The sequence below is a fragment of the Hansschlegelia beijingensis genome (assembly GCF_014196425.1).
Taxonomy (GTDB): Bacteria; Pseudomonadota; Alphaproteobacteria; order Rhizobiales; family Methylopilaceae; genus Methylopila; species Methylopila beijingensis.
Map to the genome: position 1 here is coordinate 649,479 of NZ_JACIDR010000001.1, position 24,099 is coordinate 673,577.

At 71.0% G+C, this 24,099-nt stretch carries 26 protein-coding genes; 16 read left to right on the forward strand and 10 right to left on the reverse strand.

Annotated features, from left to right (window positions below; translation table 11 throughout):
- On the reverse strand, window positions 1-1,704 hold the full coding sequence (locus GGR24_RS02955) for an FAD-dependent oxidoreductase (protein WP_183393785.1): 1,704 nt from the start codon (window positions 1,702-1,704) through the stop codon (window positions 1-3).
- Complete coding sequence (locus GGR24_RS02960; protein ID WP_183393786.1) at window positions 1,701-2,864, reverse strand: NAD(P)/FAD-dependent oxidoreductase; 1,164 nt, start codon at window positions 2,862-2,864, stop codon at window positions 1,701-1,703. Before GGR24_RS02960 ends, GGR24_RS02955 begins: the two co-directional genes overlap by 4 nt.
- A gap of 167 nt (window positions 2,865-3,031) precedes the next feature.
- Here GGR24_RS02960 and ccmI point away from each other — a divergent pair, with 167 nt between their 5' ends.
- From ccmI to GGR24_RS03010, 10 genes are all read left to right on the forward strand, one after another.
- Complete coding sequence (ccmI, locus tag GGR24_RS02965) at window positions 3,032-4,153, forward strand: c-type cytochrome biogenesis protein CcmI (protein WP_183393787.1); 1,122 nt, start codon at window positions 3,032-3,034, stop codon at window positions 4,151-4,153.
- Window positions 4,154-4,164: 11 nt separating this feature from the next.
- On the forward strand, window positions 4,165-4,665 hold the full coding sequence (ccmE, locus tag GGR24_RS02970) for a cytochrome c maturation protein CcmE (RefSeq protein WP_183393788.1): 501 nt from the start codon (window positions 4,165-4,167) through the stop codon (window positions 4,663-4,665).
- Complete coding sequence (locus GGR24_RS02975; protein ID WP_183393789.1) at window positions 4,662-6,647, forward strand: heme lyase CcmF/NrfE family subunit; 1,986 nt, start codon at window positions 4,662-4,664, stop codon at window positions 6,645-6,647. The genes ccmE and GGR24_RS02975 overlap by 4 nt, the downstream gene beginning before the upstream one ends.
- On the forward strand, window positions 6,644-7,144 hold the full coding sequence (locus GGR24_RS02980; RefSeq protein WP_183393790.1) for a cytochrome c-type biogenesis protein: 501 nt from the start codon (window positions 6,644-6,646) through the stop codon (window positions 7,142-7,144). Before GGR24_RS02975 ends, GGR24_RS02980 begins: the two co-directional genes overlap by 4 nt.
- A gap of 125 nt (window positions 7,145-7,269) precedes the next feature.
- Window positions 7,270-8,814, forward strand: a complete 1,545-nt coding sequence (locus GGR24_RS02985; RefSeq protein ID WP_183393791.1) for a Do family serine endopeptidase — start codon at window positions 7,270-7,272, stop codon at window positions 8,812-8,814.
- A gap of 188 nt (window positions 8,815-9,002) precedes the next feature.
- Window positions 9,003-9,695 (forward strand): winged helix-turn-helix domain-containing protein, encoded by a 693-nt coding sequence (locus GGR24_RS02990; RefSeq protein ID WP_281375285.1) that lies wholly within the window; start codon window positions 9,003-9,005, stop codon window positions 9,693-9,695.
- Complete coding sequence (locus tag GGR24_RS02995) at window positions 9,679-11,121, forward strand: ATP-binding protein (RefSeq protein WP_183393793.1); 1,443 nt, start codon at window positions 9,679-9,681, stop codon at window positions 11,119-11,121. Before GGR24_RS02990 ends, GGR24_RS02995 begins: the two co-directional genes overlap by 17 nt.
- 116 nt (window positions 11,122-11,237) lie before the next feature.
- A complete protein-coding gene (locus tag GGR24_RS03000; protein WP_183393794.1) occupies window positions 11,238-11,447 on the forward strand; it encodes a DUF3126 family protein in 210 nt (69 codons plus the stop codon).
- A gap of 83 nt (window positions 11,448-11,530) precedes the next feature.
- Complete coding sequence (locus tag GGR24_RS03005) at window positions 11,531-11,827, forward strand: DUF6949 family protein (RefSeq protein WP_183393795.1); 297 nt, start codon at window positions 11,531-11,533, stop codon at window positions 11,825-11,827.
- Between the two features lie 19 nt (window positions 11,828-11,846).
- On the forward strand, window positions 11,847-12,377 hold the full coding sequence (locus GGR24_RS03010) for a DapH/DapD/GlmU-related protein (protein ID WP_183393796.1): 531 nt from the start codon (window positions 11,847-11,849) through the stop codon (window positions 12,375-12,377).
- Between the two features lie 120 nt (window positions 12,378-12,497).
- Here GGR24_RS03010 and GGR24_RS03015 read toward each other — a convergent pair whose 3' ends face one another.
- The 3 genes from GGR24_RS03015 to GGR24_RS03025 form a co-directional block, all read right to left on the reverse strand.
- Window positions 12,498-13,133, reverse strand: coding sequence for a transglutaminase-like cysteine peptidase (locus GGR24_RS03015; RefSeq protein ID WP_183393797.1), 636 nt, complete (start codon window positions 13,131-13,133; stop codon window positions 12,498-12,500).
- A 374-nt stretch (window positions 13,134-13,507) separates the two neighbouring features.
- A complete protein-coding gene (locus GGR24_RS03020; RefSeq protein ID WP_183393798.1) occupies window positions 13,508-14,104 on the reverse strand; it encodes a PilZ domain-containing protein in 597 nt (198 codons plus the stop codon).
- Between the two features lie 92 nt (window positions 14,105-14,196).
- Complete coding sequence (locus GGR24_RS03025) at window positions 14,197-14,805, reverse strand: PAS domain-containing protein (protein ID WP_183393799.1); 609 nt, start codon at window positions 14,803-14,805, stop codon at window positions 14,197-14,199.
- A gap of 216 nt (window positions 14,806-15,021) precedes the next feature.
- Between GGR24_RS03025 and GGR24_RS03030 the strand changes: the two genes are divergently transcribed.
- Both GGR24_RS03030 and GGR24_RS03035 read left to right on the forward strand, forming a co-directional pair.
- A complete protein-coding gene (locus GGR24_RS03030; protein ID WP_183393800.1) occupies window positions 15,022-15,831 on the forward strand; it encodes a rhomboid family intramembrane serine protease in 810 nt (269 codons plus the stop codon).
- An 85-nt stretch (window positions 15,832-15,916) separates the two neighbouring features.
- Window positions 15,917-16,348 (forward strand): CBS domain-containing protein, encoded by a 432-nt coding sequence (locus tag GGR24_RS03035; protein WP_183393801.1) that lies wholly within the window; start codon window positions 15,917-15,919, stop codon window positions 16,346-16,348.
- Window positions 16,349-16,394: 46 nt separating this feature from the next.
- Here the strand turns inward: GGR24_RS03035 and thrS are convergent, their stop codons facing one another.
- The 3 genes from thrS to GGR24_RS03050 are packed head-to-tail and all read right to left on the reverse strand — an operon-like array spanning window position 16,395 to window position 19,249.
- Window positions 16,395-18,410 (reverse strand): threonine--tRNA ligase, encoded by a 2,016-nt coding sequence (gene thrS / locus GGR24_RS03040; protein ID WP_183393802.1) that lies wholly within the window; start codon window positions 18,408-18,410, stop codon window positions 16,395-16,397.
- A 57-nt stretch (window positions 18,411-18,467) separates the two neighbouring features.
- Window positions 18,468-18,815 (reverse strand): membrane protein insertion efficiency factor YidD, encoded by a 348-nt coding sequence (gene yidD, locus GGR24_RS03045; protein WP_343066175.1) that lies wholly within the window; start codon window positions 18,813-18,815, stop codon window positions 18,468-18,470.
- Complete coding sequence (locus tag GGR24_RS03050) at window positions 18,812-19,249, reverse strand: iron-sulfur cluster assembly scaffold protein (protein ID WP_183393803.1); 438 nt, start codon at window positions 19,247-19,249, stop codon at window positions 18,812-18,814. Before GGR24_RS03050 ends, yidD begins: the two co-directional genes overlap by 4 nt.
- Before the next feature lie 183 nt (window positions 19,250-19,432).
- Between GGR24_RS03050 and folE the strand changes: the two genes are divergently transcribed.
- Window positions 19,433-20,083: a GTP cyclohydrolase I FolE gene (gene folE / locus GGR24_RS03055; protein WP_183393804.1), complete on the forward strand. Its 651-nt coding sequence runs from the start codon at window positions 19,433-19,435 to the stop codon at window positions 20,081-20,083.
- A gap of 52 nt (window positions 20,084-20,135) precedes the next feature.
- Window positions 20,136-20,597 (forward strand): phosphoribosyl-AMP cyclohydrolase, encoded by a 462-nt coding sequence (hisI, locus tag GGR24_RS03060; protein WP_183393805.1) that lies wholly within the window; start codon window positions 20,136-20,138, stop codon window positions 20,595-20,597.
- On the opposite strand, the gene GGR24_RS03065 is transcribed toward hisI, so the two are convergent.
- Complete coding sequence (locus GGR24_RS03065; RefSeq protein WP_343066176.1) at window positions 20,594-21,808, reverse strand: hypothetical protein; 1,215 nt, start codon at window positions 21,806-21,808, stop codon at window positions 20,594-20,596. The two genes, hisI and GGR24_RS03065, sit on opposite strands and share 4 nt — an antisense overlap.
- A 294-nt stretch (window positions 21,809-22,102) precedes the next feature.
- Here GGR24_RS03065 and GGR24_RS03070 point away from each other — a divergent pair, with 294 nt between their 5' ends.
- Both GGR24_RS03070 and GGR24_RS03075 read left to right on the forward strand, forming a co-directional pair.
- Window positions 22,103-22,672 carry a nitroreductase family protein gene (locus GGR24_RS03070; protein ID WP_183393806.1) on the forward strand — a complete coding sequence of 190 codons (570 nt, stop codon included), beginning with the start codon at window positions 22,103-22,105 and terminating at the stop codon, window positions 22,670-22,672.
- A 2-nt stretch (window positions 22,673-22,674) separates the two neighbouring features.
- A complete protein-coding gene (locus GGR24_RS03075; protein ID WP_183393807.1) occupies window positions 22,675-23,274 on the forward strand; it encodes a flavin reductase family protein in 600 nt (199 codons plus the stop codon).
- A 6-nt stretch (window positions 23,275-23,280) separates the two neighbouring features.
- Here GGR24_RS03075 and GGR24_RS03080 read toward each other — a convergent pair whose 3' ends face one another.
- Entirely contained in the window at window positions 23,281-24,009 is a 729-nt protein-coding gene (locus tag GGR24_RS03080) for an aldolase/citrate lyase family protein (protein WP_183393808.1), read from the reverse strand.
- Between the last annotated feature and the right edge of the window lie 90 nt (window positions 24,010-24,099).

A 24,099-nucleotide genomic window follows, 5' to 3' on the forward strand; every position in this document is an offset into this window, starting at 1 on the left:
TCACGCCCGGTCGGCCTTGAAGGGGGCCGTGGCGCGCGCGGCGAGCAGTCCGACCGTCGGGCGCCCGGGCGAGGGCGCGGGCGGCCTGCCGGCGCCGATCGTGGCGAACAGCCGGGCGGGAAGGTCGGCCGAGAGCCGGCCGCCGTCGAGCCCGCCGCCGAGCCCCAGTCGCCGCGCCAGAGCCCCCGGCCCGGGGGTCACCGCCGCTTCGGCCGCCGCATAGACGTCCGCGGCGGTGACGTCGGCGCCGATGTCCACGAAGGCCGTGCCGGCGCGCGCCGGGTCGAGCCGCTCCAGATAGCCGGCGACGCCGTCGTCCGGTTCGTCCCTGGCGGCGTCCACGTTCGGGGCGGCGGCGGTCGGCTCCGCGCCGAGGCGGCGCGCGGCCGCCGCTCCGGCGGCCCAGCCGCCGGCGACCGCATCGGCCGCGTCCGGCCCCGTGTGAGCGACGAACAGCCCCTCCGCTTCGGTCAGGCCGCAGCGCCGCGCCAGTTCATCGCGCGGCGCGAACCCGCCCGACACCACCAGCGCGTCCGCCTCGAGCGTCCGGGCGCCGGCCGAGACGCCCTCGCCGAAGCGGTTCTGCGCCCGCACCTCGCAGAGCCCGCCCCGCGCCGGGTCGTATTCGACGCCGGTCACGACCGAGAACAGGCTCAGCGGGACCCCGAGCGCCTTTGCGAGATCGACCGCAGGCCCCTGCGGGTTGTCCCGGGCGTCGAGCACGAGACCGACCTCGACCCCGGCCCGCCTGAGATCGATCGCGGTGCGGTAGCCGTCGTCGGAGGTGGTCGCGACCACCACCCGCTCGCCCGGGGCGATCGCCTGCCGGCGCAGCAGCGCACGCGCGGCGCAGGACAGCACCACGCCGGGCCGGTCGTTGTCGGCGAAGATCAGCGGACGTTCGCGGTATCCGGTCGCGAGCACGATCGCGCCGGGCGAGAGCGCCCGGACCGCGATTTCGCTCGGCCGGCTGGCGTCGGTCCGTTCGACGACCGTCACCGCGCCGTCCGCGCCGATCGAGATGGCGGTCGAGTTGAGGGCGAGCGCGCCGCCGAGCGCGGCGGCTTCGGCGTCGGTCCAGACCTTGAGCGAGAGGCCGTCGATCTGGCCGTCGAACAGATCCGCGACGCCGCCGGCGCGCCTTGAAGCCTCCACGACGCGGACGTCGAGGCCGGCCGCGCGCGCGGCGGCGGCTGCGGCGAGCCCCGCGAGGCCGGCGCCGATCACCACGAGATCGCAGGTCTCGCGCCGCGCCGGGGGCGGCGGGCGCGTCGCGGCGAGCCGCGGCGCCGGGAGCGGCAGGGAGCGGCGCAGCGCCTCGGTCAGCCGCCGGACCGCGGGCAGCAGCGCGCGGCCGCCCGCAAGACCGGCCGGATCGGCGCCCGCCGCAACCGCGCGGCGCGCGCTCATCGCCTCCCGCAGCACGATCTCGTCCGCGGCCGCGGCCGACCAGGCGCCGGAATCGCCGCCGACCGTGAGCAGCGCGGCGTCGTCGACGCCGAGCCCCATGGGGCCGCGCGGCCGGCCGAGTCGCGGGCTCGTCGACCAGACGGGCACGCCCGCCGCCAGCAGGCCGCTCGCCAGCGTGTCGCCGTAACAGCCGGTGTGCTGGCGGCCCGCGAAGCGGAAGCTCGCCGGCTCCGCCGCGTCGAGCTCGACGCCGAAACCGGCCGGAGGCGCCGGCAGCCGGCGAGGACCGCTCATCGCGAGAGCTCCCTTTCGCGCGCCGCGGGGCGACGGGTCGGGGCGAACGGCTCGAAGGCGGGGTCCACCCGGCGATCGAACAGCAGCCCTGCGATCTGCCGTGCGGCCGCGCCGGCCGCCGAAAGCGGGTCGCGGCCGAAGCCGAGCGCGAGCCAGAGCCCCGGAATGTCCGCGGCCCCGACCTGGGCACGACCGTCGATCCCGGTCCAGACCGTCACGGGCTCCTCGGCCGCGACCGAGAGCCCCGAGAGCGACGGCGCCAGCCTGACCAGCCGCTCCGCCAGCGCGTCGATCGGACCGGAGGTCGTCAGCACGCCGGCCGGGTCGCGCGACAGCGTCACGTCGCCGGCGATCAGCGCCGGCCCGATGTAGGGCGCGCCGGGTTCGGTGGTCAGCGACAGCCTTTCCTCGCGCTTCAGCGACAGCCGGCCCTTGCCTTCACGCACGAGACGGATCGCCGAGAGATCGTCGGCCAGCACGACGGCGCCGGCCGCGACGACGGCGTCGCCGAGGACGACCCCGCGCACCTCGCCGTCTTCCCGATCGAGCGCCGAGACCTGCGTGAACGGAAACAGATCGACCCCTGCCTCCGCGATCGCGGTCGCGAGCGCCAGCGCGAGCGCGTCCGCATCCAGCGTGACGGCGCGCTGCTCGTGCAGCGCGGGGGCCAGGGCGCGACCGCCGGCGAGCGGCGGGCTGAGGGCCGCGACCTCGCGGGCCGGCACCATCCAGGCGTCGACGCGCGCTGCCTTGGCCTGGGCCGCGACGGCTGTCAGCGCCTCCACGGTCTCGGCGCCTCCCGACAGGGCCAGGCATCCGGTCACCTGCCGCGGGACGCGTGTGGGCAATCGCGAGATCAGGCGCAGCACCCGCTTCGGCGCGCGCGCCTCGACCGCGAGCCGCAGCCGGTCGCCATGGGCGGACCGTACGACGGGCCAGGCCCGCTCGTCGGGCGCAGCCGCGATCTCGCCGGGCGCGAGCAGCGCGACCGCCGCCCCGTTCGCCGCGCAGGAGCGCGCGATCGCAAGCGCGCGCACGCCGCCGCCGATCACGATGACGTCGTAGGACGCTCGCAGCGTCGGCCGGCGCGCCGCCGGATTCTCAGCGGAGCGCTGCGTCAGACGCAGGAGAGGCAGCGTGGCGAGGGCGCTTCGGAGCAAGGGTCCCGCGGGGGAGGGAATGAGCCTTCAACCCGTATAATGCGTTGCGGCGCCGGGTTCAGCCCGCCCACGACGATTTCACCGCCCCTGCGGCCTTCGCGCGACGGCGTGTCCCTTCACCTCGCGGCGTGGGCCCGCTATGTCACGCCCCGGAAGGAAACGGACCAATGACGGCTCTCTGGCTGACGGTCGCGCTGATGACCGGCGCGGCGGTCTTCGTCGTGCTGGGCTCGCTGGCGCGTCGGCGCGAGGTTCCCGCCGACGCCGCCGAGGCGGACGTCGCGGTGTATCGCGACCAGATCGACGAGATCGCCCGTGATCGCGCGCGGGGGCTGATCGACGAGCGCGACGCCGACAGCGCCCGGGTCGAGGTCGCGCGCCGGCTGATCGCAGCCTCCGACCGGGGCGGCCTGGAGGCCGAGGCCGCGCCGAGCGTGCGCCGCCGCCGCGCCGCCGCCGTGATCGCTCTGGTCGGATTGCCGCTGGTCTCGCTCGGCGGCTACGCGGTCCTCGGCAGTCCCGGCGTTCCGGATCAGCCGCTCGCAGCCCGGGCGAAGCAGGCGCCGGACGTGAGCCGCGTCGCCGACATGGTTTCGCGCGTCGAGGCGGCGCTCGCCAAGAACCCCGACGACGGCCGCGGCTGGGAGGTGATCGCGCCGATCTACCTCGGCATGGGACGGGCCGACGACGCCGCCGGCGCCTACCGCAACGTGATCAGACTGCTGGGCTCCACGCCGGACCGGCAGGCCAATCTCGGCGAGGCGCTGTTCGCGGCCGCGGAGGGCGTGGTCACGCAGGACGCCCGAATCGCGTTCGAGCGGTCCGTCGAGGGGGACGCGCCGTCGATCAAGGGCTCGCTCTATCTGGCGCGGGCCGCGCAGCAGGACGGCGACCTGCCGGCCGCGCTCGCCCGGCTCAAGACCCTGATGGAGCGCGCGCCCAAGGACGCGCCCTATCTGGGCGCGCTGAAGGACGAGCTGCAGCGCATGGCCGAGGTTCCGCCGCTGCCGCTGCCGACGGGAGCGGAGGCCGAGGCGCTCAAGACGCCAGAGCAGCGCATGGCCAAGGTGCGGGAGATGGTCGACGCCCTGGGCGACCGGCTGGCCGGGGAGGGCGGCGACCTCGGCGAGTGGCTGAGGCTGGCGAGAGCGCGCGCGGTGCTCGGCGACACGGACAAGGCGAGGGCCGCGATCGAGCAGGCGAGGGCGAAGTTCTCCGGCGACGGCCGGGCGGCCGCGCGGCTCGATGCGCTGGCGCTGGGGCTTGGTCTCGAGGGCAGAGGCGCGTAGAGGGTTCAGGAATGACGATCGACGCCGCTCCTTCCTTTCCGTCTCCGCGCCGGCGCGCGGGCGCCCGCAAACGGCGAAGGCTGGCGCTGCTGGCGGTCGTCGGCGTGGTGCTCGCCGCCGCGACCGCGCTGATACTCAACGCCTTCAGCGACACGCTGGTGTTCTTCCGCACCCCGAGCGAGATCGCCGCGCGCGCCGAGGCGCCCGGAGCGAGGCTCCGGCTCGGCGGCCTCGTCAAGCAGGGCTCCGTCAGGCATGAGGGGACGACGACGCACTTCGTCGTCACGGACATGAAGAGCGAACTGCCGGTGACCTTCACCGGCCTGCTGCCCGACCTGTTCCGCGAGGGGCAGGGCGTCGTCACGGAAGGCTCGGTCGGCCAGGACGGCGTGTTCCGGGCCGACTCGGTGCTCGCCAAGCACGACGAGAACTACATGCCGAAGGACGTCGCCGATCGGCTCAAGGCCCAGGGCGAATGGCGGCCCGAAACCGGCGGAGCGGCCCCCAAATGATCGCGGAAGCCGGACATTACGCGCTCGTTCTCGCGCTCGCCGTAGCCCTGCTGCAGGCGGCCCTGCCGCTGTGGGGCGCCCGGGCACGGGACGCCGCGCTCATGGGCCTCGGGAGCCCGCTCGCGGTCGCGCAGTTCGTGCTGGTGGCGATCTCGTTCGCGGCGCTCACCCACGCCTATGTGACCTCCGACTTCTCGGTGCTGAACGTCGTCGAGAACTCGCACTCGGCCAAGCCGCTGATCTACAAGATCTCCGGCGTGTGGGGGAACCATGAGGGCTCCCTGCTGCTGTGGGTGCTGATCCTCGTTCTGTTCGGCGCGCTGGTGGCGCTGTTCGGGCGCAATCTCCCGTTGCGGCTCAAGGCCGACGTTCTCGCCGTGCAGGCGATGATCTCCGTCGCCTTCCTGCTGTTCGTGCTCGTCACCTCGAACCCGTTCCGGCGGGTCTGGCCCGCCCCGCTCGAGGGGCAGGACCTCAATCCGCTGCTGCAGGACCCCGGCCTCGCGATCCATCCGCCGCTGCTCTACATCGGCTATGTCGGCTTCTCGATGGCGTTCTCCTTCGCGGTCGCGGCGCTGCTCGAGGGCCGCGTCGACGCCGCCTGGGCGCGGTGGGTCCGGCCCTGGACGCTCACCGCCTGGCTGTTCCTGACGCTCGGCATCGCAATGGGCTCCTACTGGGCCTATTACGAGCTCGGCTGGGGCGGCTTCTGGTTCTGGGACCCGGTCGAGAACGCCTCCCTGATGCCGTGGCTGTCCGGGACCGCGCTGCTGCACTCCGCGGTGGTGATGGAGAAGCGCGAGGCGCTCAAGGTCTGGACGATCCTGCTCGCGCTGCTGACCTTCGCGCTGTCGCTGCTCGGCACCTTCCTGGTGCGCTCGGGCGTGCTCACCTCGGTGCACGCCTTCGCGGTGGATCCCGCCCGCGGCGTCGCGATCCTGCTCATCCTCAGCGTGTTCGTCGGCGGCAGCCTGACGCTCTACGCCTTCCGCGCCCCGGTCCTGAAGCAGGGCGGCCTGTTCGCGCCGGTCAGCCGCGAAGGCGCGCTGGTGATGAACAACATCTTCCTGACGGCGGCCTGCGCGGCGGTGTTCATCGGCACGCTCTACCCGCTCGCGCTCGAAGCCTTCACGGGCGAGAAGATCTCGGTCGGACCGCCCTTCTTCAACATGACCTTCGGCCCGATCATGCTGCCGGTGCTGATGGTCATGCCGTTCGCCCCGCTGCTCGCCTGGAAGCGAGGCGACGCGCTGCGGGCCGCCCAGGGCCTGACCTTCGCGTTCGGCGTGGCGATCCTCGGAACGGCGCTGGTCGCGGGCTTCCTGCGCGGCGGACCGACGCTCGCGCCCCTCGGGGTCGGCGTCGCGCTGTTCGCCATGGTGGGCGCTTTCGCCGAGATCCAGGAGCGCACCAAGCTGTTCCGGGCGCCGTTGGCCGAAAGCCTTCGGCGCGCGCGCGGCCTGCCGAGCTCGGCTTGGGGCGCGGCGCTCGCCCATGCGGGCGTCGGCGTGACGCTGCTCGGCATCGTGGCCGCCACGGCCTGGTCGAGCGAGTCGATCGTCGCGCTCAAGCCGGGCGAGACGGCCAAGCTCGCGGGCATGGAGCTCACCTTCGACGGCGTGTCGCAGCGCAAAGGTCCGAACTATCGCTCGACCATCGCCGCGCTCACGGTGCGGGAGGACGGCAAGGTGATCGCGACGCTCGAGCCGGGCCGCAGGCTCTATCTCGCGCGCAATATGGACCTGTCGGAATCGAGCATCGCCACCTTCGGCTTCTCGCAGCTCTACGCCTCGATGGCGGAAGAGCGCGACGACGGACAGACCGGGCTGCGGCTGCATTACAAGCCGCTGGTCGTGCTGATCTGGCTCGGCTCGGTCATCATGAGCCTCGGCGGGCTGCTGTCGCTCGCCGACCGGCGCCTCAGGGTCGGGGCCCCGCGCAAGGCCGCGCGCCCGGCGCCCGCGCTGCAGCCCGCCGAATGAGGCCGCGCCGGCGGAGCGGGCGGCTTTCGGCGGCGGCGCTCGCCCTCGCGCTGCTCGCCGCGCCGGCGCTCGCGGTAAACCCGGGCGAGCAGCTGCCGGACCCGGCCCAGGAGGCGCGGGCGCGGGAGATCAGCGCCGAGCTGCGCTGCATGGTTTGCCAGAACCAGTCGATCGACGATTCAGACGCTCCGCTCGCGAAGGATCTGCGGCTGCTCGTCCGCGAGCGCATCAGGGCGGGCGACGACGACAAGCAGGTGCTGGCCTTCCTCACCGAGCGCTATGGCGAGTTCGTCCTGCTGCGCCCGCGGCTGCGGGGCGAGACGCTGCTGCTCTGGGGTTTTGCGCCCGCGATCCTCGTTCTCGGCCTCGCCGGCTACGCCATCTGGGCGTTCCGGGCGCGCCGCCGCACGGCCGCCGCGCAGGGTCTGACCGAGGAGGAGCGTGTCAGGGTGGAGGCGCTTCTGGCGCGCGAGGCCGGGCCCGGCGCCAAGGGCTGACGCGCCGGCCCGGAGCCTTAACGAAATTTCACGCCGCAGTCAGACAGCCGTAAGGCCGAATACGTGAATCTCCGCATCAACCGCCCATATGGGGCTCAGGACCTTTCCGCCTGGAGATCACACGAATGACGATTGAACCCAGAAGGCCGTCGGATACCGGCAGCGGCTTCCTCGCTCGGCGCCGCAGGACGGTCATCGCCTCGGCGCTGGCGCTCGGCGTCGCGGGCGCGCTCGGCGGGCAGGCGCTCACCTCTTATGTCGCGCCGGCTCACGCCGACACCGCCTCCGCCATCCAGCCTCAGGCCGGCCCGGCTCTGCCGAGCTTCGCCGAGGTCGTGGACCGCGTTAAGCCCGCGGTCGTCAGCGTCCGCGTCAAGAACATCGCGACCGACGACGAGGCCAGCGCCGGCGGCATGCCCGGCGTGCCCGGCCTCGACCAGCTTCCCAACGATCATCCGCTGAAGAAGTTCTTCAGGGAGTTCGGCCAGGGCCAGGGCGGCAAGCCGCGGCAGCATCGCGGCATGGCGCAGGGCTCCGGCTTCTTCATCTCGTCCGACGGCTACGTGGTGACCAACAACCACGTCGTGCAGGGCGCCAAGGAAGTCGAGCTCAAGCCCGACGACGACACCACCTACAAGGCGAAGGTCGTCGGCACTGATCCGCGCACCGACCTCGCGCTGCTCAAGGTCGAGGGCGACAAGAAGGACTTCCCCTATGTGAAGTTCGCCAAGGACGGTCCCCGCGTCGGCGACTGGGTGATCGCGGTCGGCAACCCGTTCGGTCTCGGCGGCTCGGTCACGGCCGGCATCGTCTCGGCGCGCGGCCGCGACATCGGCGCCGGCCCGTATGACGACTTCCTGCAGATCGACGCGGCGGTGAACCGCGGCAACTCCGGCGGCCCGACCTTCAACCTCCGGGGCGAAGTGGTCGGCGTGAACACCGCGATCTACTCGCCGTCCGGCGGCAATGTCGGCATCGCGTTCTCGATCCCGTCGGAAGTCGCGACCGGCATCGTCGAGAAGCTCAAGACCGGCGGCACGATCGCCCGCGGCTATATCGGCGTGCAGATCCAGCCGGTGACGGATGAGATCGCCGAGAGCCTCGGCCTGAAGAAGGCGCAGGGCGCGCTCGTCGCGGAGGCCCAGAAGGGCACCCCCGGCGAGAAGGCTGGCCTCAAGTCCGGCGACACCATCCTCAAGGTGGATGGCGAGGAGATCGGCAGCGCGCGTGACCTGTCGCGCAAGATCGCCTCGATGGACCCGGGCAAGGAAGTCACGCTCACCATCTGGCGCGACGGCAAGGAAGAGACCAAGACGCTCAAGCTGGGCACGCTGCCCGAAGAGCCCAAGCAGGCTGCGCTCGACCAGAGCGACGACGACGCCTCCGGCTCAAAGGTCAAGCTCGGCATCGAGGTCACGCCGGCCAGCAAGATGGCGGGCGCGGGCGACCAGGGCCTTGTCGTCACCAATGTCGACGAGGACGGGGCCGCAGCGGGCAAGCTCGAGGCGGGCGACGTGATCCTGCGGGTCGGCGGCAAGGACGTGTCGAGCGTCTCTGACGTCACCTCCCAGCTCGACGCTGCGCAGAAGGAGGGCAAGAAGTCCGTGCTTCTGCTCATCAAGCGCAGCGACGCCACGCGCTTCGTGGCGATCGAGATCGGCAAGAGCTGAGGCTCTGCCGACAGGTCCCGCCCGGCCGACCCCCCGCGGCCGACGGGACCTGACTGCGAGCGGCGGACGGACCTCCCCCCGACCGTCCGCCGCTTCGCATTCGCGCCCGGGCGGGCCGCCTCTCCCTCGCCCGCCCGGGACCGCGCCTTTCAGCAGCGCCGCGCTTGCAGCCGGATCGCCTCCGCGCCATGACCAACTCCATGAAACTCCTGATCGTCGAAGACGACCGCGAAGCGGCGGCCTACGTCGTCAAGGCCCTGACCGAGGCCGGCCACGTGGCCGACCACGCGGCGGACGGGCTGGACGGCTACGCGCTCGCCACCGGGTCGAACTACGACGTGCTGGTGATCGACCGCATGTTGCCGAAGCTCGACGGCCTGTCGCTGATCGGGCGCCTGCGGGCGGAGGGGCTGAAGACGCCGGTCCTGATCCTCTCGGCGCTCGGCCAGGTGGACGACCGCGTCCAAGGCCTGCGGGCCGGCGGCGACGACTATCTCACCAAGCCCTACGCCTTCGCCGAGCTGCTCGCCCGCGTGGAGGCGCTGTCGCGCCGCGGCGGGCCGGCGGCGGCCGAGACCGTCTACCGGGTCGGCGATCTGGAGCTCGATCGCCTGTCCCACACGGTGACCCGCGCCGGGCAGGACATCCCCCTCCAGCCGCGCGAATTCCGCCTGCTCGAATATCTCATGCGCAACGCCGGCCAGGTGGTCACGCGCACGATGCTTTTGGAGAATGTCTGGGATTATCATTTCGACCCCCAGACCAACGTGATCGACGTCCATGTCTCCCGCCTGCGCTCGAAGATCGACAAGGGCTTCGACAAGCAGCTGCTGCACACCGTGCGCGGCGCGGGCTACATGATCCGTGACGGCGCTCGGTAAGCTCCTCCGCACGACCGCCTTCCGGCTGGCGCTCGCCTATCTGCTGGTGTTCGCGACGCTCTCGACGGTCGTGCTGGCCTATGTGGCCTGGCACGCCAACGCGCTGATCGCCGCCCAGCTGAACGCCACCGTCGACGCCGAGATCACGGGCCTCGCCGAGCAGTACCGGCAGGGCGGCATCCGCAAGCTGGTCGCTGTGGTCGAAGAGCGCTCCAACCGCTCCTCGCAGGGCACGCTCTACCTGCTGACGACCGCCCAGGGCGACGTTCTGGCCGGCAACCTCCAGGCGATCCCCGGCGCCTCTCTGGCGGAGGCGGGCGAGCGCGAGATTCCGTATCAGCGCGTCGGCGAGAACAGCGTGGCGCCATATCCGGCGGTGGTGCGGGTGTTCGTGCTGCCGGGCGGCTACCGGCTGCTGGTGGGGCGGGACACCGAGGAGCGCGAGCGGCTCTCCGCGGTCATCGCGAACGCCGTGCAGTGGTCGCTCGGGCTGGTCGTGGTGTTCGGCCTCGCCGGCGGCGTGTTCGTCGCCCGTCGCGTCCTGAGGCGGCTCGACGCCATGACCGAGACGAGCCGGACCATCATGGCCGGCGATCTTTCGGGTCGCCTCGCCGTGACCGGGTCCGACGACGAGTTCGACCGCCTGGCGCAGGCCACCAACGCGATGCTCGACCGCATCAACGAGCTCATGGCAGGCCTCAAGGAGGTCTCGGACAACATCGCGCATGACCTCAAGACGCCGCTGACCCGCCTGCGCAACCGGGCCGAGGCGGCGCTGCGCGCCGCCCATGGCGATGAGGAGTGGCAGGCCGCGATGGAGCAGATCATCTCGGATTCGGAAGGCATGATCCGGATCTTCGACGCGCTGCTGCTGATCGCCCGCGCCGAATCGGGCGGCGCCCGGGGGCAGATCTCCGAGGTCGACGTCGCGGAGGTCGCGCGCGGCGTGGTCGAGCTCTACGAGCCGCTCGCCGAGGAGCGGGGCGCGACCCTCACGGTCGACGCGCCCGCCAGCATCCGGGTGCTCGGCAACCGCGAACTCATCGGGCAGCTCGTCGCGAACCTTGTGGAGAACGCGCTCAACTATGGCGCCTCGGAAGGCCGGCCGGGCGAGGTGACGGTCTCCGCGTCGGCGAGCGAGACGGAGGCGCGCATCGTGGTGGCCGATCGCGGGCCGGGCATCCCCCCGCAGGACCGGTCGCGCGCCATGGAGCGCTTCGTGCGGCTCGACACCAGCCGCTCCAGGCCCGGGTCAGGCCTCGGCCTCGCGCTGGCGGCCGCGGTCGCGCGCCTGCACGGCGGCGCCTTGACGCTCGAGGACAATGGGCCCGGGCTGAGGGCGACGCTGAGCCTGCCGCGCGCGGCCGACGCCATCCTGGCGCCGGCGGAGACTGCGAAGCTCCCGCCGCCCGCCGCCGCCGAATAGAGCCGCGCCGCCGGGCTTGCCTCGCTCGCCCGCGCGTGGCAAGCCCGACCCACCACCAGACGGGGCAGGCTTCCTGGCCGCTCTTCGCTGGCTCCCCCCGCCCCAAGGAGGCAAGCTTGGAGAAACGCGAGCTCGAGCGCGTGCAGACCTACATGCGCAAGCTGTTCCAGAACCAGACGGTTCGGGTCGTGGCCCGGCCGCGCAAGGACGATTCCGCCGAGGTCTATCTCGGCGACGAGTTCGTCGGCGTGCTGTTCCGCGACGACGAGGACGGCGACCTGTCCTACAACTTCCAGATGGCGATCCTCGAGACCGACCTCGAGTGACGCCGGACTGACCGTCCCGCGACGGGACGGCCCGCGTCTTGCCACAGGGCCGGCGACCACGACGCCGACGCGGAGAGTGTCCCATGTCCTTCCTGATCCCGGCCCTCACCGTGGCGCTCGGTTTTGCGATATCGGGCGCCGCGGCGTCCGCTTTCGAGGCGCTGACCGAGCGGCGGGCGAGCTTCGGACTGCTGCGCGAGCCGGACGTGACCGCGGCGGCCGCCGTGCCGGTGGTCACCATCGGCGCATCCTATATCCTGGCGCGCAGCCTGCTGTTCGGCGGCCGCCGGCCGGCCTGGGCGATGTGCCTGGGGACGGCCCTGCTCGGCGGATGGAGCCTCGTGCTCGGCGCCGCGGCGCTCGCAGCCTTCGTCGGCTAGAGAAGAACGGAGATCCAAGGTGGCGCTTTATTCGCTCGGCGGCGTGAGCCCCAGAACCCCGGCCAACGGCCGCTTCTTCGTGGCCGAAAGCGCCGTGGTGGTGGGCGACGTCATCCTCGAGGAAGACGCCAGCGTCTGGTTCGGCTCGGTGCTGCGCGGCGACAACGAGCCCATCACGATCGGCGCGCGCTCCAATGTGCAGGACGGCTGCGTGCTGCACACCGACCCGGGCTTTCCGCTGGTGATCGGCGAGGACTGCTCGCTCGGCCACGGCGCGATCGTGCATGGCTGCACCATCGGCGACTGCAGCCTGATCGGCATGGGCGCGACCGTGCTGAACGGCGCGAAGATCGGCCGCTACTGCCTGGTCGGCGCCGGCGCGCTGGTGACCGAGGGCAAGGAGTTCCCGGATTTCTCGATGATCATCGGCGCGCCTGCCCGGGTGGTGAAGACGCTCGGTCCGGAGTTCGAGGTGCGCCAGCTCGGCTCGGCGGCGCGCTACGTGGCCAATGGCCGGCGCTTCCGCGAGGGCATGGCGCGCGTCGGCTGACGTCCTGATCGCAGAAAAAGGCGAGGCCGGCTCCCTGGCGGAGAGCCGGCCTCTGGCTTGCGGCCTGTCGGGCGGGAGTTGGGGACGTGACAGGCTGCGAGCGTTCCCTGGAATTGCGGCTTACGGGGCGGTGGCGACCCCGACCGGGCCGATGCCGTCGCCCAGCAGCACCCACACGTTCGGGTCGATCTGCGACTGGCGCTTGATGTAGGTGTAGCCGGTCTCGAACCACGGCTTCACGTCGTCGGCCTGGTTGTCGAGCGTGTAGTCGCCGCGGTCGGTGACCACGGTCAGCACTGCGTGACCATCGCCCTTGAGGTCGCGCACGACCGTGATCAGCAGCGCCTGGCGCGGCCAGCCGGCGTCCATCAGCATGCGGCGCTTGAGCAGGACGTAATCCTCGCAGTCGCCCTTATCGACCGGATAGGTCCACTTCTCCTCGACGCCGTAGAGCTCCTGGTCGGTCATCGGCGCGATCGCCGCGTTGACCTTGCGGTTGATGGCGTCGAGCTCCTTGAGGCGGGCTTCCGTGAGCGGCGCGCGGACAGGCCGGGCCGCCTTCACGTCGCAATCCGCCGAATGGGTCTTGCAGAAGTCGATCCAGCCGATCGGCGACTTCGCCGAGCCCTCGACCTGCATCGGCGTCGCAAGCGCCAGCTTCACGGACGGCGCCGCCTGCGCGCCGGAAAAGGTGAATCCAGCTGCAACCAGTCCAAACAAGAAGTAAATCGACTTAAACTTACCCCGCAGAAGCATTTCCAACTCCCGTTCTGTCCCGGGAGCAAAAGTCTCATATCCGATTTGCCGTCCGTCTAAGTCGAAGTTCAGAGTTTTAGGAACGAGATTTGGACTTTGGCAAGGTTCTGGAGATGATTTGTTTAGAGATGCATTGCAAGTTTTATTTACCAACAGGCATGGAGCCAAGAAGATGAGCGGTCGACTTGGCGACCAAAAAGTTAACGCGACCCCGGTTTCGGCAGGGTCGTTTTAGAAAGTGTAAACCATGTCGCTGAATGGCTGTTCAGGCGTCAGCCGAGCGCCCGCCTCGTCCCGAGGTCGGACGGCGCGCATGAACGAAAAACGCCGCCCCTGGGGCGGCGCTCTGAAGACCCGGCAGACGGAAGGCGGCGTTAGCCGAACTGCTCCTGCAGCGCCTCGAGATTCTGCGTGCGGGTGAACTCGACCGCCAGGCCGCGCTCGAAATGCCGGACCACCCGCGCCGCGGTGCGGCCGAGCATGACCGGGGTCCCGATCGGCAGGTCGAGATTGATGTTGATCGCCGCGCCCGACAGCGAGACGTCGATCACGCGGCATTCGTGCTCGACGCCGTCCTCGGTGGTCAGCACCGAACGGGCGTTGCGCGGCACGAGACGTTCGTGGCGGCGATCCTCGGGCAGTCCGAGGATGCTGCGGTTGGCCAGCCAGGTGAGCTGGGCCGCCAGCTTGTCGCGCTTGCGGATGGTGGCGGTCACGGTCATCGCGAAGCCGTTGGCGATCGGCCGCACCATCAGCCCCTCGATCCGGCCGATATGGTCCAGATAGGCGACGACGCGCTCGCCGGGCTGCGCCGGGACGGGCGCGATCAGGGCCAGTCCGCCCGGCGACATGTCGAGCGTCTGGCAGGGATATTCGCGCCGGGACGTCAGCATGTAGCGCCCGAGCAGCGCGACCTTGACCCGCTGGTGGCGGCGGCGCTCGTCGGAGAGCGGCATCTTCAACGAAAACATCGAAGGGCCTTCGAGGATGGGTGACGCCGGCCGCAGCCAGCCGCCTTCCTCGAATCTAAAGGAACGCCGTTAACGCGGCGTAACCCGCTCGCTCAGCGTCCCCCGTCGAACACCAGGAAGCGGCCGATGCGCCGTCCAAGCCCCGCGAGCGTGTGGGGCGCAGGCGCGACGGGCTCGGGCGAGGGATCGGAGAAGGAGCGGTTGCGTCCGCTCGGCCAGATCATCCGGAGCGAACTGAGCTCGAAGCGGGTGACCGGGCAGGCGCCGAGCCAGTAGGGCGTCTCGACCGGCGCCAGCGAACCGAGGATGCGGGCATGCGTGCGGCCGCGGTGGCGCAGCGGCAGCAGGGCGAGCTCGAGGTCCACCTTCCGGCCGAGATCCGTCGACCCCTGCGCGCCCAGCACCGCGACGGCGGCGTCGTCCGAGACGGTCTCGAGCGCGCCGAGCAGGGTCGCGCGATCGGGCCCCCGCCACAGGGACAGGAACTGCTCGTCCCGCATCTCGTGTCCGGTGACGGCGCAGATCCGCGACCCGGACAGCCGGAACGGGTAGCCGGCGGAGCCGTCGGCTTCGAGGATGAAGGTGTCGCCCAGGATCGAGCGGATCTGGCCCGGGTCCACGTCGGAGCGCTCGGGGGCGGCCCGGGCGCCGCGCAGGCGGTTCCAGTACCCGAACAGCTCCTTCGTGGTGACGGCCTTCATCGTGACGCTCTCACACGGTCTGATCTGCGCCGGTCGTCCCGCTTCGGCACAGGCCGGGCGGCGACGGGCGGTTAACAAACCGTTGAGCAGGAGCCGTGCCATTCTTCGGTGGTTCTCCGTGAGCCTCGCCTTGCAATCGCCTGAACTTCAGGCGAGCACTTGCGCGTGGCGCGTCCATGATGGGACCAGCCCCGTCCCGAGAGACCGATCCAGCCCTTGCCCCGCGAACATCAGCCGGCCTTCAACGCTCCGCGCGTGATCACCGTGACGCTCGTCGTCCTGGCGGCGATCCACCTCGTCCGCTTCTTTCTGAGCGACGAGGCGGACCTCGAGCTGCTGCTCCGCTTCGCCTTCATACCGGCCCGGTACGACCCCTCCTTTCCATACGCCGACGAGCTGCTCGGGGGGGAGGGGGCGAAGGTCTGGACCTTCGTGACCTACGCCTTTCTCCACGGGAATCTCACCCACCTTGTGGTCAACGGTGTATGGCTGCTGGCTTTCGGCAGCGCTCTGGCGTGGCGGTTCGGCACAAGCCGCTTTCTTGTGTTTTCGGCCTTGACGGCGGCCGCAGGCGCGGCCACGCACCTCGCGCTCCATTACGGAGAGGCCACGCCGGTGATCGGCGCGTCGGCCGCGATCTCCGGACACACCGCGGCCGCGATGCGGTTCATGTTCGAATCCGGCGGCCCGCTCGACGTGTTCCGCCGCGGCGGGCGCGAGGCCTTCCTCATCCCGGCCGAGCCCCTGCGCACCTCCCTGCGCCGCCCGCAGGCGCTCATCTTCCTGCTCGTCTGGTTCGGCGGCAACGCGCTGGCCGGCCTCGGTTCGACGACGATCGGGATGGGCGACGCCAGCATCGCCTGGGAGGCGCATATCGGCGGCTTCATCGCCGGGCTGCTGCTGTTTCCGCTGTTCGACCCGGTCCGGAGGGGCGTCCGCCCTTCGTCGCAAGAGACTTTCGACGTCTTGCCACCCTCGCGGCATCCGCCCCATGATGACGGAACAGGGGCCGCGGGTCGGCCGTAAGGATCAAGAGTAGCCGCCGCCGACGTCCCGCGCCCGACCAGATACCGCCGACCGCTCCGGCGGCGGCGAACAGGGAGGACAGGACATGCGCGTCAAGGCGATTCTCTCGACCAAGGGCAGCGGCGTCGTCACCGTCTCGCCCCAGGCGCTCGTCTCCGACGTGGTCCGCACGCTGGCTGAAAAGAGCATCGGCGCCGTCGTGGTGGACGACGGGGCGGACGGACTTTCCGGCATCCTCACGGAACGGGACGTGGTTCGCGCGCTCGCCGCGCACGGCTGCGACGCGCTCGACCGCCCGGCTTCCGACTTCATGACCCGGGAGGTCGTGACCGGGCATTTCGACAACACGGTCGACGAGCTCATGGATCGCATGACCAACGGCAAGTTCCGCCATGTCCCGATCATGGACGGGAACCGGCTCGCCGGCATGATCTCGATCGGCGACGTCGTGAAGCACCGCATGGACCAGATCGAGGCCGAGGCCTCGGCCATGCGGGACTACATCGCGACGGCGTAGGATCAGGACGCCTCATCCCGGCCGTTTCCGGGAAGAGGCGCGTGCTTCAGAGATCCAGAAGCTCTTCCGGCTTCTCCGGCAGCCGGCCTTCGGGAACATGCGCGGCCTGCCGGTCGAGACGCTCGCGCCGCACATCGGGCGGCGTCGCCTCGTCGGCGAGGCTCGCCACGCACTCGTCGAGCGACATCGGCGTCTGGTTCTGCGAGCCGAGGCGGCGGATCGAGACGTGGCGCGTCTCGGCCTCCTTCTTGCCGACCACGACCAGCACCGGGATCTTGGCCAGCGAGTGCTCGCGGACCTTGTAGTTGATCTTCTCGTTGCGGAGGTCGAGGTCGACCCGCAGCCCGGCCTTGCGGAGCTCCGCCGCGACTTCGCCCGCGTAGCCGTCCGCCTCCGAGGTGATCGTGGTCACCACCGCCTGCACGGGCGCGAGCCAGAGCGGGAAGTGGCCGGCGAAATGCTCGATCAGGATGCCGGTGAAGCGCTCGAGCGAGCCGAAGATCGCGCGGTGGATCATCACCGGCGCATGCTTCTCGCCGTCCGCGCCGATGTAGAAGGCGCCGAAACGGTCGGGCAGGTTGAAGTCGACCTGGATGGTGCCGCACTGCCAGTCGCGGCCGATCGCGTCGCGCAGCACATACTCGAACTTCGGCCCGTAGAACGCGCCTTCGCCGGGGTTCACGGCCGTCGTCACGCGATTGCCGTAGCGCGACGAGATCTCCTTGAGCGCGTCGCCCATCACCTGCTCGGCGCGGTCCCACAGCGCGTCCGATCCGACCCGCTTCTCCGGCCGCGTCGAGAGCTTCAGCACGATGCGGTCGAAGCCGAAGTCGGCGTACATCGACAGGATCAGTTCGTTCAGCGCGAGCGTCTCGGCCATGAACTGCTCGTCGGTGCAGAAGATGTGCGCGTCGTCCTGCGTGAAGGCGCGCACGCGCATCATGCCGTGCAGCGCGCCGGACGGCTCATAGCGATGCACGATTCCGAATTCGCCCATGCGGATCGGCAGTTCGCGATAGCTCCGCAGGCCGTGCTTGAAGATCTGCACGTGACCCGGGCAGTTCATCGGCTTGATCGCGAAGACGCGCTCGTCCTCGGTCTCCGTGACGAACATGTTCTCGCGGTACCAGTCCCAGTGGCCGGAGGTCTGCCACAGCGAGGCGTCGAGAACCTGGGGGGTGTTGACCTCGACGAAGCCCGAGCCGGCCGTGCGGCGGCGCGAATAGTCCATCAGCGTGCGGAACAGCGTCCAGCCCTTCGGGTGCCAGAACACCGCGCCTGGGCCTTCCTCCTGGAAGTGGAAGAGGTCCATCTCGCGGCCGAGGCGGCGGTGGTCGCGCTTCTCGGCCTCCTCCAGCATGTGCAGATAGGCGTCGAGTGCGGCCTTGTCCGGGAAGGCCGTGCCGTAGATGCGCTGGAGCATCGGATTGTTGGAGTCGCCGCGCCAGTAGGCGCCCGCGACCTTCATCAGCTTGAAGGCGTCGCCGACCTTGCCAGTCGAGGTCATGTGCGGACCGCGGCAGAGGTCCATCCACTCGCCCTGGGCGTACATCTTGATCGTCTGGTCCGCCGGGATGGCGTCGACCAGCTCGACCTTGAAGGTCTCGCCCCTGGCGGCGAACCAGTCCTTGGCGCGGTCGCGGCTCCAGACGTCCTTCGTGAACGGCCGGTCGCGCGCGATGATCCGGCGCATCTCGGCCTCGATCGCCGCGAGGTCGTCGGTCGAGAACGGCTCGTCGCGGGCGAAGTCGTAATAGAAGCCGTTCTCGATCACCGGGCCGATCGTGACCTGCGTCTCGGGCCACAGCGTCTGCACGGCCTCCGCGAGGACATGCGCGCAATCGTGGCGGATCAGCTCGAGCGAGCGGGGATCGTTACGGTCGAGGAACTCGATATGGACGTCGCGCTCGATCGGGTCGGCGAGGTCCACGACCTGGCCATCGAGCGCCATGGCGACGGTGCGCTTCAGCAGCGACTTCGAGATTTCGCCGGCGATCTGCGCGCCGGTGACGCCGGCCTCATAGGATTTCTGTGCGCCGTCGGGAAAGGTGACGAGGGGCATGTCGGGTCTCCGCTCACTCGCTGCCTACGAATGCAGGTAAGCGCTTCAGGTGGTTGGTCAGACGGTCCGCCGGCCGCCGCCGACGGGTTCGCAGCGGGGCCGTTCGGGGCCCGCCGCATAGCGCCACGGCCTAGACCAGCGGGCGCCGGGAGGCAATTCCCGCGGGACCGGTTCGTAGCCCGAGCCGCCCCATGGATGGCAGCGGCAGACGCGGCCGGCCGCCATCCAGCCGCCGGCCCATGCGCCGTGGCGGGCGATCGCCTCGTCGGCGAACTCCGAGCAGGTCGGAAGATAGCGGCAGCGCCGCCCGATCAGCATCGACAGCGAATAGCGATAGGCCAGGATCGGCAGGCGCAGCGCATGGCGCGGCGCGCGCCGGAGCCACGCGAGCAGGCGCGCGCTCACGCCGCCCGCTTGGCCGCGATCTGGTCGAGCGCGTCGACGACGGCCTCGAAGGTCAGCAGGGTGGAGGCGTGGCGGGCCTTGTAGTCGCGCACCGGCTCCAGGACCTTCAGGTCCTCCCACACGCCGTCCGGCGCGGGCCCGTTCTCCTTGAGCATCCGGCGCACGGCCTCGCGAACCTCGCGCAGCTCCTGCGCCGTGCGCCCCACCACGACGCGCGCCATCACGGAGGACGAAGCCTGGCCGAGCGCGCAGGCCCGCACCTCGTGAGCGAAGTCGGTCACCGTCTCGCCGTCGAACACGATATCCACCGTCACGGTCGAGCCGCACAGCCGCGAGTGCTGGGTCGAGCTCGCGTCAGGCGCCGCGAGGCGGCCGAGCCGCGGGATGTCCGCCGCGAGCTCGAGGATTCTGCGATTGTAGATGTCGTCGATCATCGGGGCTCCCGCCCTACGCCAAGCGTTTTGATCAATCGCGTCGATTGTTCGGCGCCGTGGGTCCATTATATAAGCGGCCGCGCCGGCCCTCGCCATGATCCGTTACGGGCCTTGTGCCAGGAGTGCAGGTTGAGTTCCGCCGGTGGCGTTGAGGGGGCCGACGGTCCTCCGAAGAGGAAGCCCATGGACGCTGTCGTACAGCACCCGTTCGCGCGCGTGCCCATCCCGGCCCCGAAGGGCCACCAGACCTTCCGCAAGCCGACCCGGGAGGAGGCGGAGGCCGCCGTGCGCACGCTGATCGCCTGGGCGGGCGACAATCCGAACCGCGAAGGCCTGATGGACACGCCCAAGCGCGTGGTGAAGGCCTATAGCGAGCTGTTCGCCGGCTACGCCCAGGACGCCGCGCAGGATCTCGAGCGCGTGTTCGAGGACGTGCAGGGCTACGACGACATGGTCGTGCTGCGCGACATCCCGTATTTCTCGCATTGCGAGCACCACATGGTGCCGTTCTTCGGCAAGGCGCATGTCGCCTATTACCCGCAGAACGGCGTGGTCGGCCTGTCCAAGATCGCACGCGTGATCGACACCTACGCCAAGCGCCTGCAGACGCAGGAGGCGCTGACGGCGCAGATCCTGGCGGCGATCGACGAGCATCTGCGCCCGCGCGGCGTCGCCGTGATGCTCGAGGGCGAGCACATGTGCATGTCGATGCGCGGCATCCAGAAGCAGGGCGTTTCGACCGTGACCACCCAGTTCACCGGCGTCTTCCGCGACGAGCCGGCCGAGCAGGCGCGGTTCATCACGCTGGTGCGCGCCGGCCACGGCTCGCGCTGAAGCGCCCAAGGGGCGGCGCTCGCCCGTTCCCTCTCCCCAGGCGCCCTCGATCATGACCTCAAGCTTTCCGCCCCCCGGTCCTCATGAGGAGCTGGAGGAGGGGCTGCGCCTCACGCCCCGATTCGACCGCGACGGGCTGGTGGCGGCGATCGTGACGGATGCGCGCGCCGGCGGGGTGCTGATGTTCGCCCACATGAACGCGGAGGCGCTGCGGGCCACGATCGAGACCGGCGTCGCGCATTTCTGGTCGCGCTCGCGCGGCAAGCTCTGGCGCAAGGGCGAGGAAAGCGGCCACCAGATGAAGGTGGTCGAGCTCCGGGTCGACTGCGACCAGGACGCGCTGTGGCTCTCGGTCGAGGTCGCCGGAACGGGCGCCGCCTGCCACACCGGCCGCCGCTCCTGCTTCTACCGCAAGGTCCCCGTGGGCCCCGGCGCGCTCGGGGAGGCGCTGGCGCCCGCCGACGCCGCGCGGCTGTTCGAGCCCGGCTCGGTCTACAAGGCGCCCAAGGGCTAGCCGCCGTCGGCGGTGAGCTGTACGGCCGTCGGCACGCCGGTCTTCACGGCGAAGCTCTGCTGATACATGCGCCCGTCATGGCGCGCGATCGCCATGTAGTCGCCCTCCGCCAGCACGATGCGCGGGAGCGCGCCGATCGAGTCGCGGATCACGTCGCCGCCCGGCGTCAGGATCGTCCAGGAGGTGTTGCCGAGCTCCCGGCCGCCCGCGCGGTCGACGAGCTTCAGCGTCACCGAGGCGGCCCTGTGGTGAACCTGGGCGTTGACGAGCTTGCCGGGCGGGACCTGCAGGTCGACCTCGACGATGGCGTTGGCGTCGCCATAGTTCGACACGACGTGGTAATCGCCCGCCGGCAGGCGCAGCAGCGTGCCCGGACGGACGTTATCGGCCACCTTCTGGGCCATGCCGCCCTCGTCGCGCGACAGGGTGAAGGTGACGTCGGCCTCCGGCGGCTTGGCGTCGCCCACGAAGGCCGACAGCCTGACGCCGCCCGCCTTCAGCACCATCCGCTGGGTCGTGGGCTGGCGCGGGCGGACGGTCACGAACTTCGCCGCGCTCGCAAGCCCATAGACCGCGTGCACGATGTAGTTGCCGGGATCGAGCTCGAAGCGCGGCTCGGCCTCGGTCGATTCGGCCACCAGAAGGTGCTCGCCATTGGCGTCCGGCTGGTCGGTGAACACGCGCCACTTGACCCCGCCCGGAACCTTGGCGCCGCCCTCGTCGAAGACGGCCGACAGGGACACCGGCTCCTTGATGACGGGCGCGACGGGCGGCGGCAGGGCCGCTTCCTTGGGCGCCGAGGGCGAGGGCGCCGCGGGCCGCACGGGCGCCGGCCCGGCGGGGTCGAGCCTCGGCAGCCGGAGGCCGTCGATTACCGCAGGGTCGACCTTGTCGAGCCGCTCCGGCGAGAACATCGACGGCGGCGGCATACGCGGGGTCTGCTCGCGCTGAGGGGCTTCGCTGGAGGACGGGCCGATCAGGTTCATGCGGCCCGAGATCGTGCCGCCGATCAGGCCGCCGCCGGGCTCCCGGCCGGGCATGGCGGGCGCGGGCGTCCGGTTGGCCGCCGGCGCGCCGGGCGGCGTGCGGTCTTCCGCGGCGGCGGTCGCCTGGACGCTGACCGCCAGCAGGACGGACGCCAGAGCGCGATGCAGGATGCGGCCCATGCGTGGAGCGATGCCACCGGCGACCACGCCTGGCAAGATCGTCACTTGGCGGATCACGCCGACTTTTTCGCCTTGGCGAGCCGCGACATGGCCCGTGACGGCGCAGCGCGGCCGGGGGAGGTGCGGAATGGCTTGAATCCCGCTGCGGGAGCGATCGGCAATGGCCGGAGCCAGAGCCTTCCTGAGGTGAGGGCCTGCGTGATCTACACGCCGGAACGCGGGATGAGAAGGCGACGGCTGCGCGCGCCTCGTTGGCGCGCGGGGACGAACATCGCTAAAGCCTTGGTCCCCACAGCGCCCCGTCGGCCTCGGGCCGGCGGCGTCTCCTCAGGAGAGGTCATGAACGAGACCCTGGACCTGCTCGGCTCGCGTCGCTCCGTGCCCGCCAACGCGCTGGCCGAACCCGGCCCGTCGACCGACGAACTGGACCGCATGCTGACGCTCGCGGCGCGCGTGCCGGATCATGGCAAGCTCGCGCCCTGGCGCTTCATCCTGATCGAAGGGGAGGCGCGCGCCGCCCTCGGCGCGCGGCTCGCCGCGCTGCTGAAGGAGCTCGATCCCGGCGTCGCCGAGGGCCGCGTGCAACAGCAGGCGAACGCGTTCTCGCAATCCGCCCTGGTGGTCGCGGTGGTGAGCTGCGCCGCGCCGCATGTGAAGATCCCGGAATGGGAGCAGGTGCTCTCCGTCGGGGCCGTCTGCATGAACCTGTCCGTCGCCGCCAACGCGCTCGGCTACGGGGCGCAGTGGGTGACCGGCTGGGCCGCCTATGAGCCCCGGGCGCTCGAGATCCTCGGCCTCAAGCCGAACGAGAAGCTCGCCGGGTTCATCCATATCGGGACGCCGACCGAGCGCCTCCCGGATCGCCCGCGTCCGGCGCTGTCGGAGATCGTCACCCGCTGGAGCGCGTGACGATGTTCTACGAGCCCGGGGCCGGCCACGGCCTGCCGCATGATCCGTTCAAGGCGATCGTCGCGCCGCGCCCGATCGGCTGGATCTCAACCGTGGACCCGGCGGGGCGGCCGAACCTCGCGCCCTACAGCTTCTTCAACGGCGTCTGCGACGATCCGCCGATCGTGATGTTCTCGTCCGCGGGCCGGAAAGACTCCGTCGCGAACGCGGAGGCGACCGGCGAGTTCGTGTGCAACTTCGTGAGCTTCGCCCTCAAGGACGCCATGAACGAGAGCTCCGCGCCGCTTCCGGCCGGCGAGAGCGAGTTCGAGCGCGCCGGGCTCGAGACCGCGCCATGCCGGCTGGTGAAACCGCCGCGCGTCGCGCTCAGCCCTGCGGCGCTCGAATGCAAGGTGCTGAACGTGACCGAACTGCACGACCTCGCCGGCCGCTCGGCCGGGCGGTTCGTGGTGACGGGCCAGGTCGTCGGGGTCCATATCGACGACGCCGCGTTGACGGACGGGCTGTTCGACACGAGCCGCGAGGGCGCGGTGGCGCGCTGCGGCTACCTCGACTACGCGGCCGTGTTCGAGATGTTCGCGATGCCGCGGCCGCGCGGCTGAGGCTGCTCAGGGGGCGTCCCGGAACACCTCCGCAAGCGCGGCGAGCTGCGCCGCGTCGACCGCGATCTTTCCCGCGAATCCGTCCCGACGGGCGGTCTCGGCTTCGCCACGCAGGGCGCCGGCCGCAGCGTTCCGGAAGGGCGCGTCGATGGCCGGGATCCCTGCCGCCGCGGCGGCCGCGAGGACGAGGGAGCGCGCCGTCTGGCAGCACCCGGTCCAGCTTCCTTCGGCGTCGCGCGCAGCTTCCGCGCCGACGTCCCGCGCCAGCGACTCGCCGTCCCAGAGCAGAGCCTCCAGGCGGCCGCTGCAGCCGGGCAGGGAGGGGAGACGCAGAAACGCCGCTGCGCTGTCCACGCAGGGCAGGAGGGTGAGCGCGCCGTCGGGCAGGCCGGCGCGCGCTTCCGCGACCGCCAGCAGCGCGGCGACGTGCTGGACGTCGGCGCCGGACGCGGCGTCGGTCAGCACGACGCCTTGCAGCTTCGCCTCGGCCGCCGCCGCGAGATCGGCTTCCGCCTCATCCGTCTCCAGAGAATGGATCCGCGCGTAGAGCGGGGTCGGGGCGGTCCGCGAGATCAGCACGAGCCGCGCGCGAGCCTCCCGGACCGACAGAGCGGTCGCCGGCAGGTCGAGCACGAGCGCCTCGGCGCCGGCCGTAGGGCCGCTTTCGGGGGCGTCTTCCGGCCGCAGCATGAGCCAGCGCCGGGGACCGGGGGAAAGGCGGGCGGCGACGGCCATCTGTTAAGGTCTCACAGGCGCCTGAAGGCGGCGTTAACGGCCGGTTTACCATAAAGGCCCGATAGTTTGCCGGCATCGCCCATTGGCGGC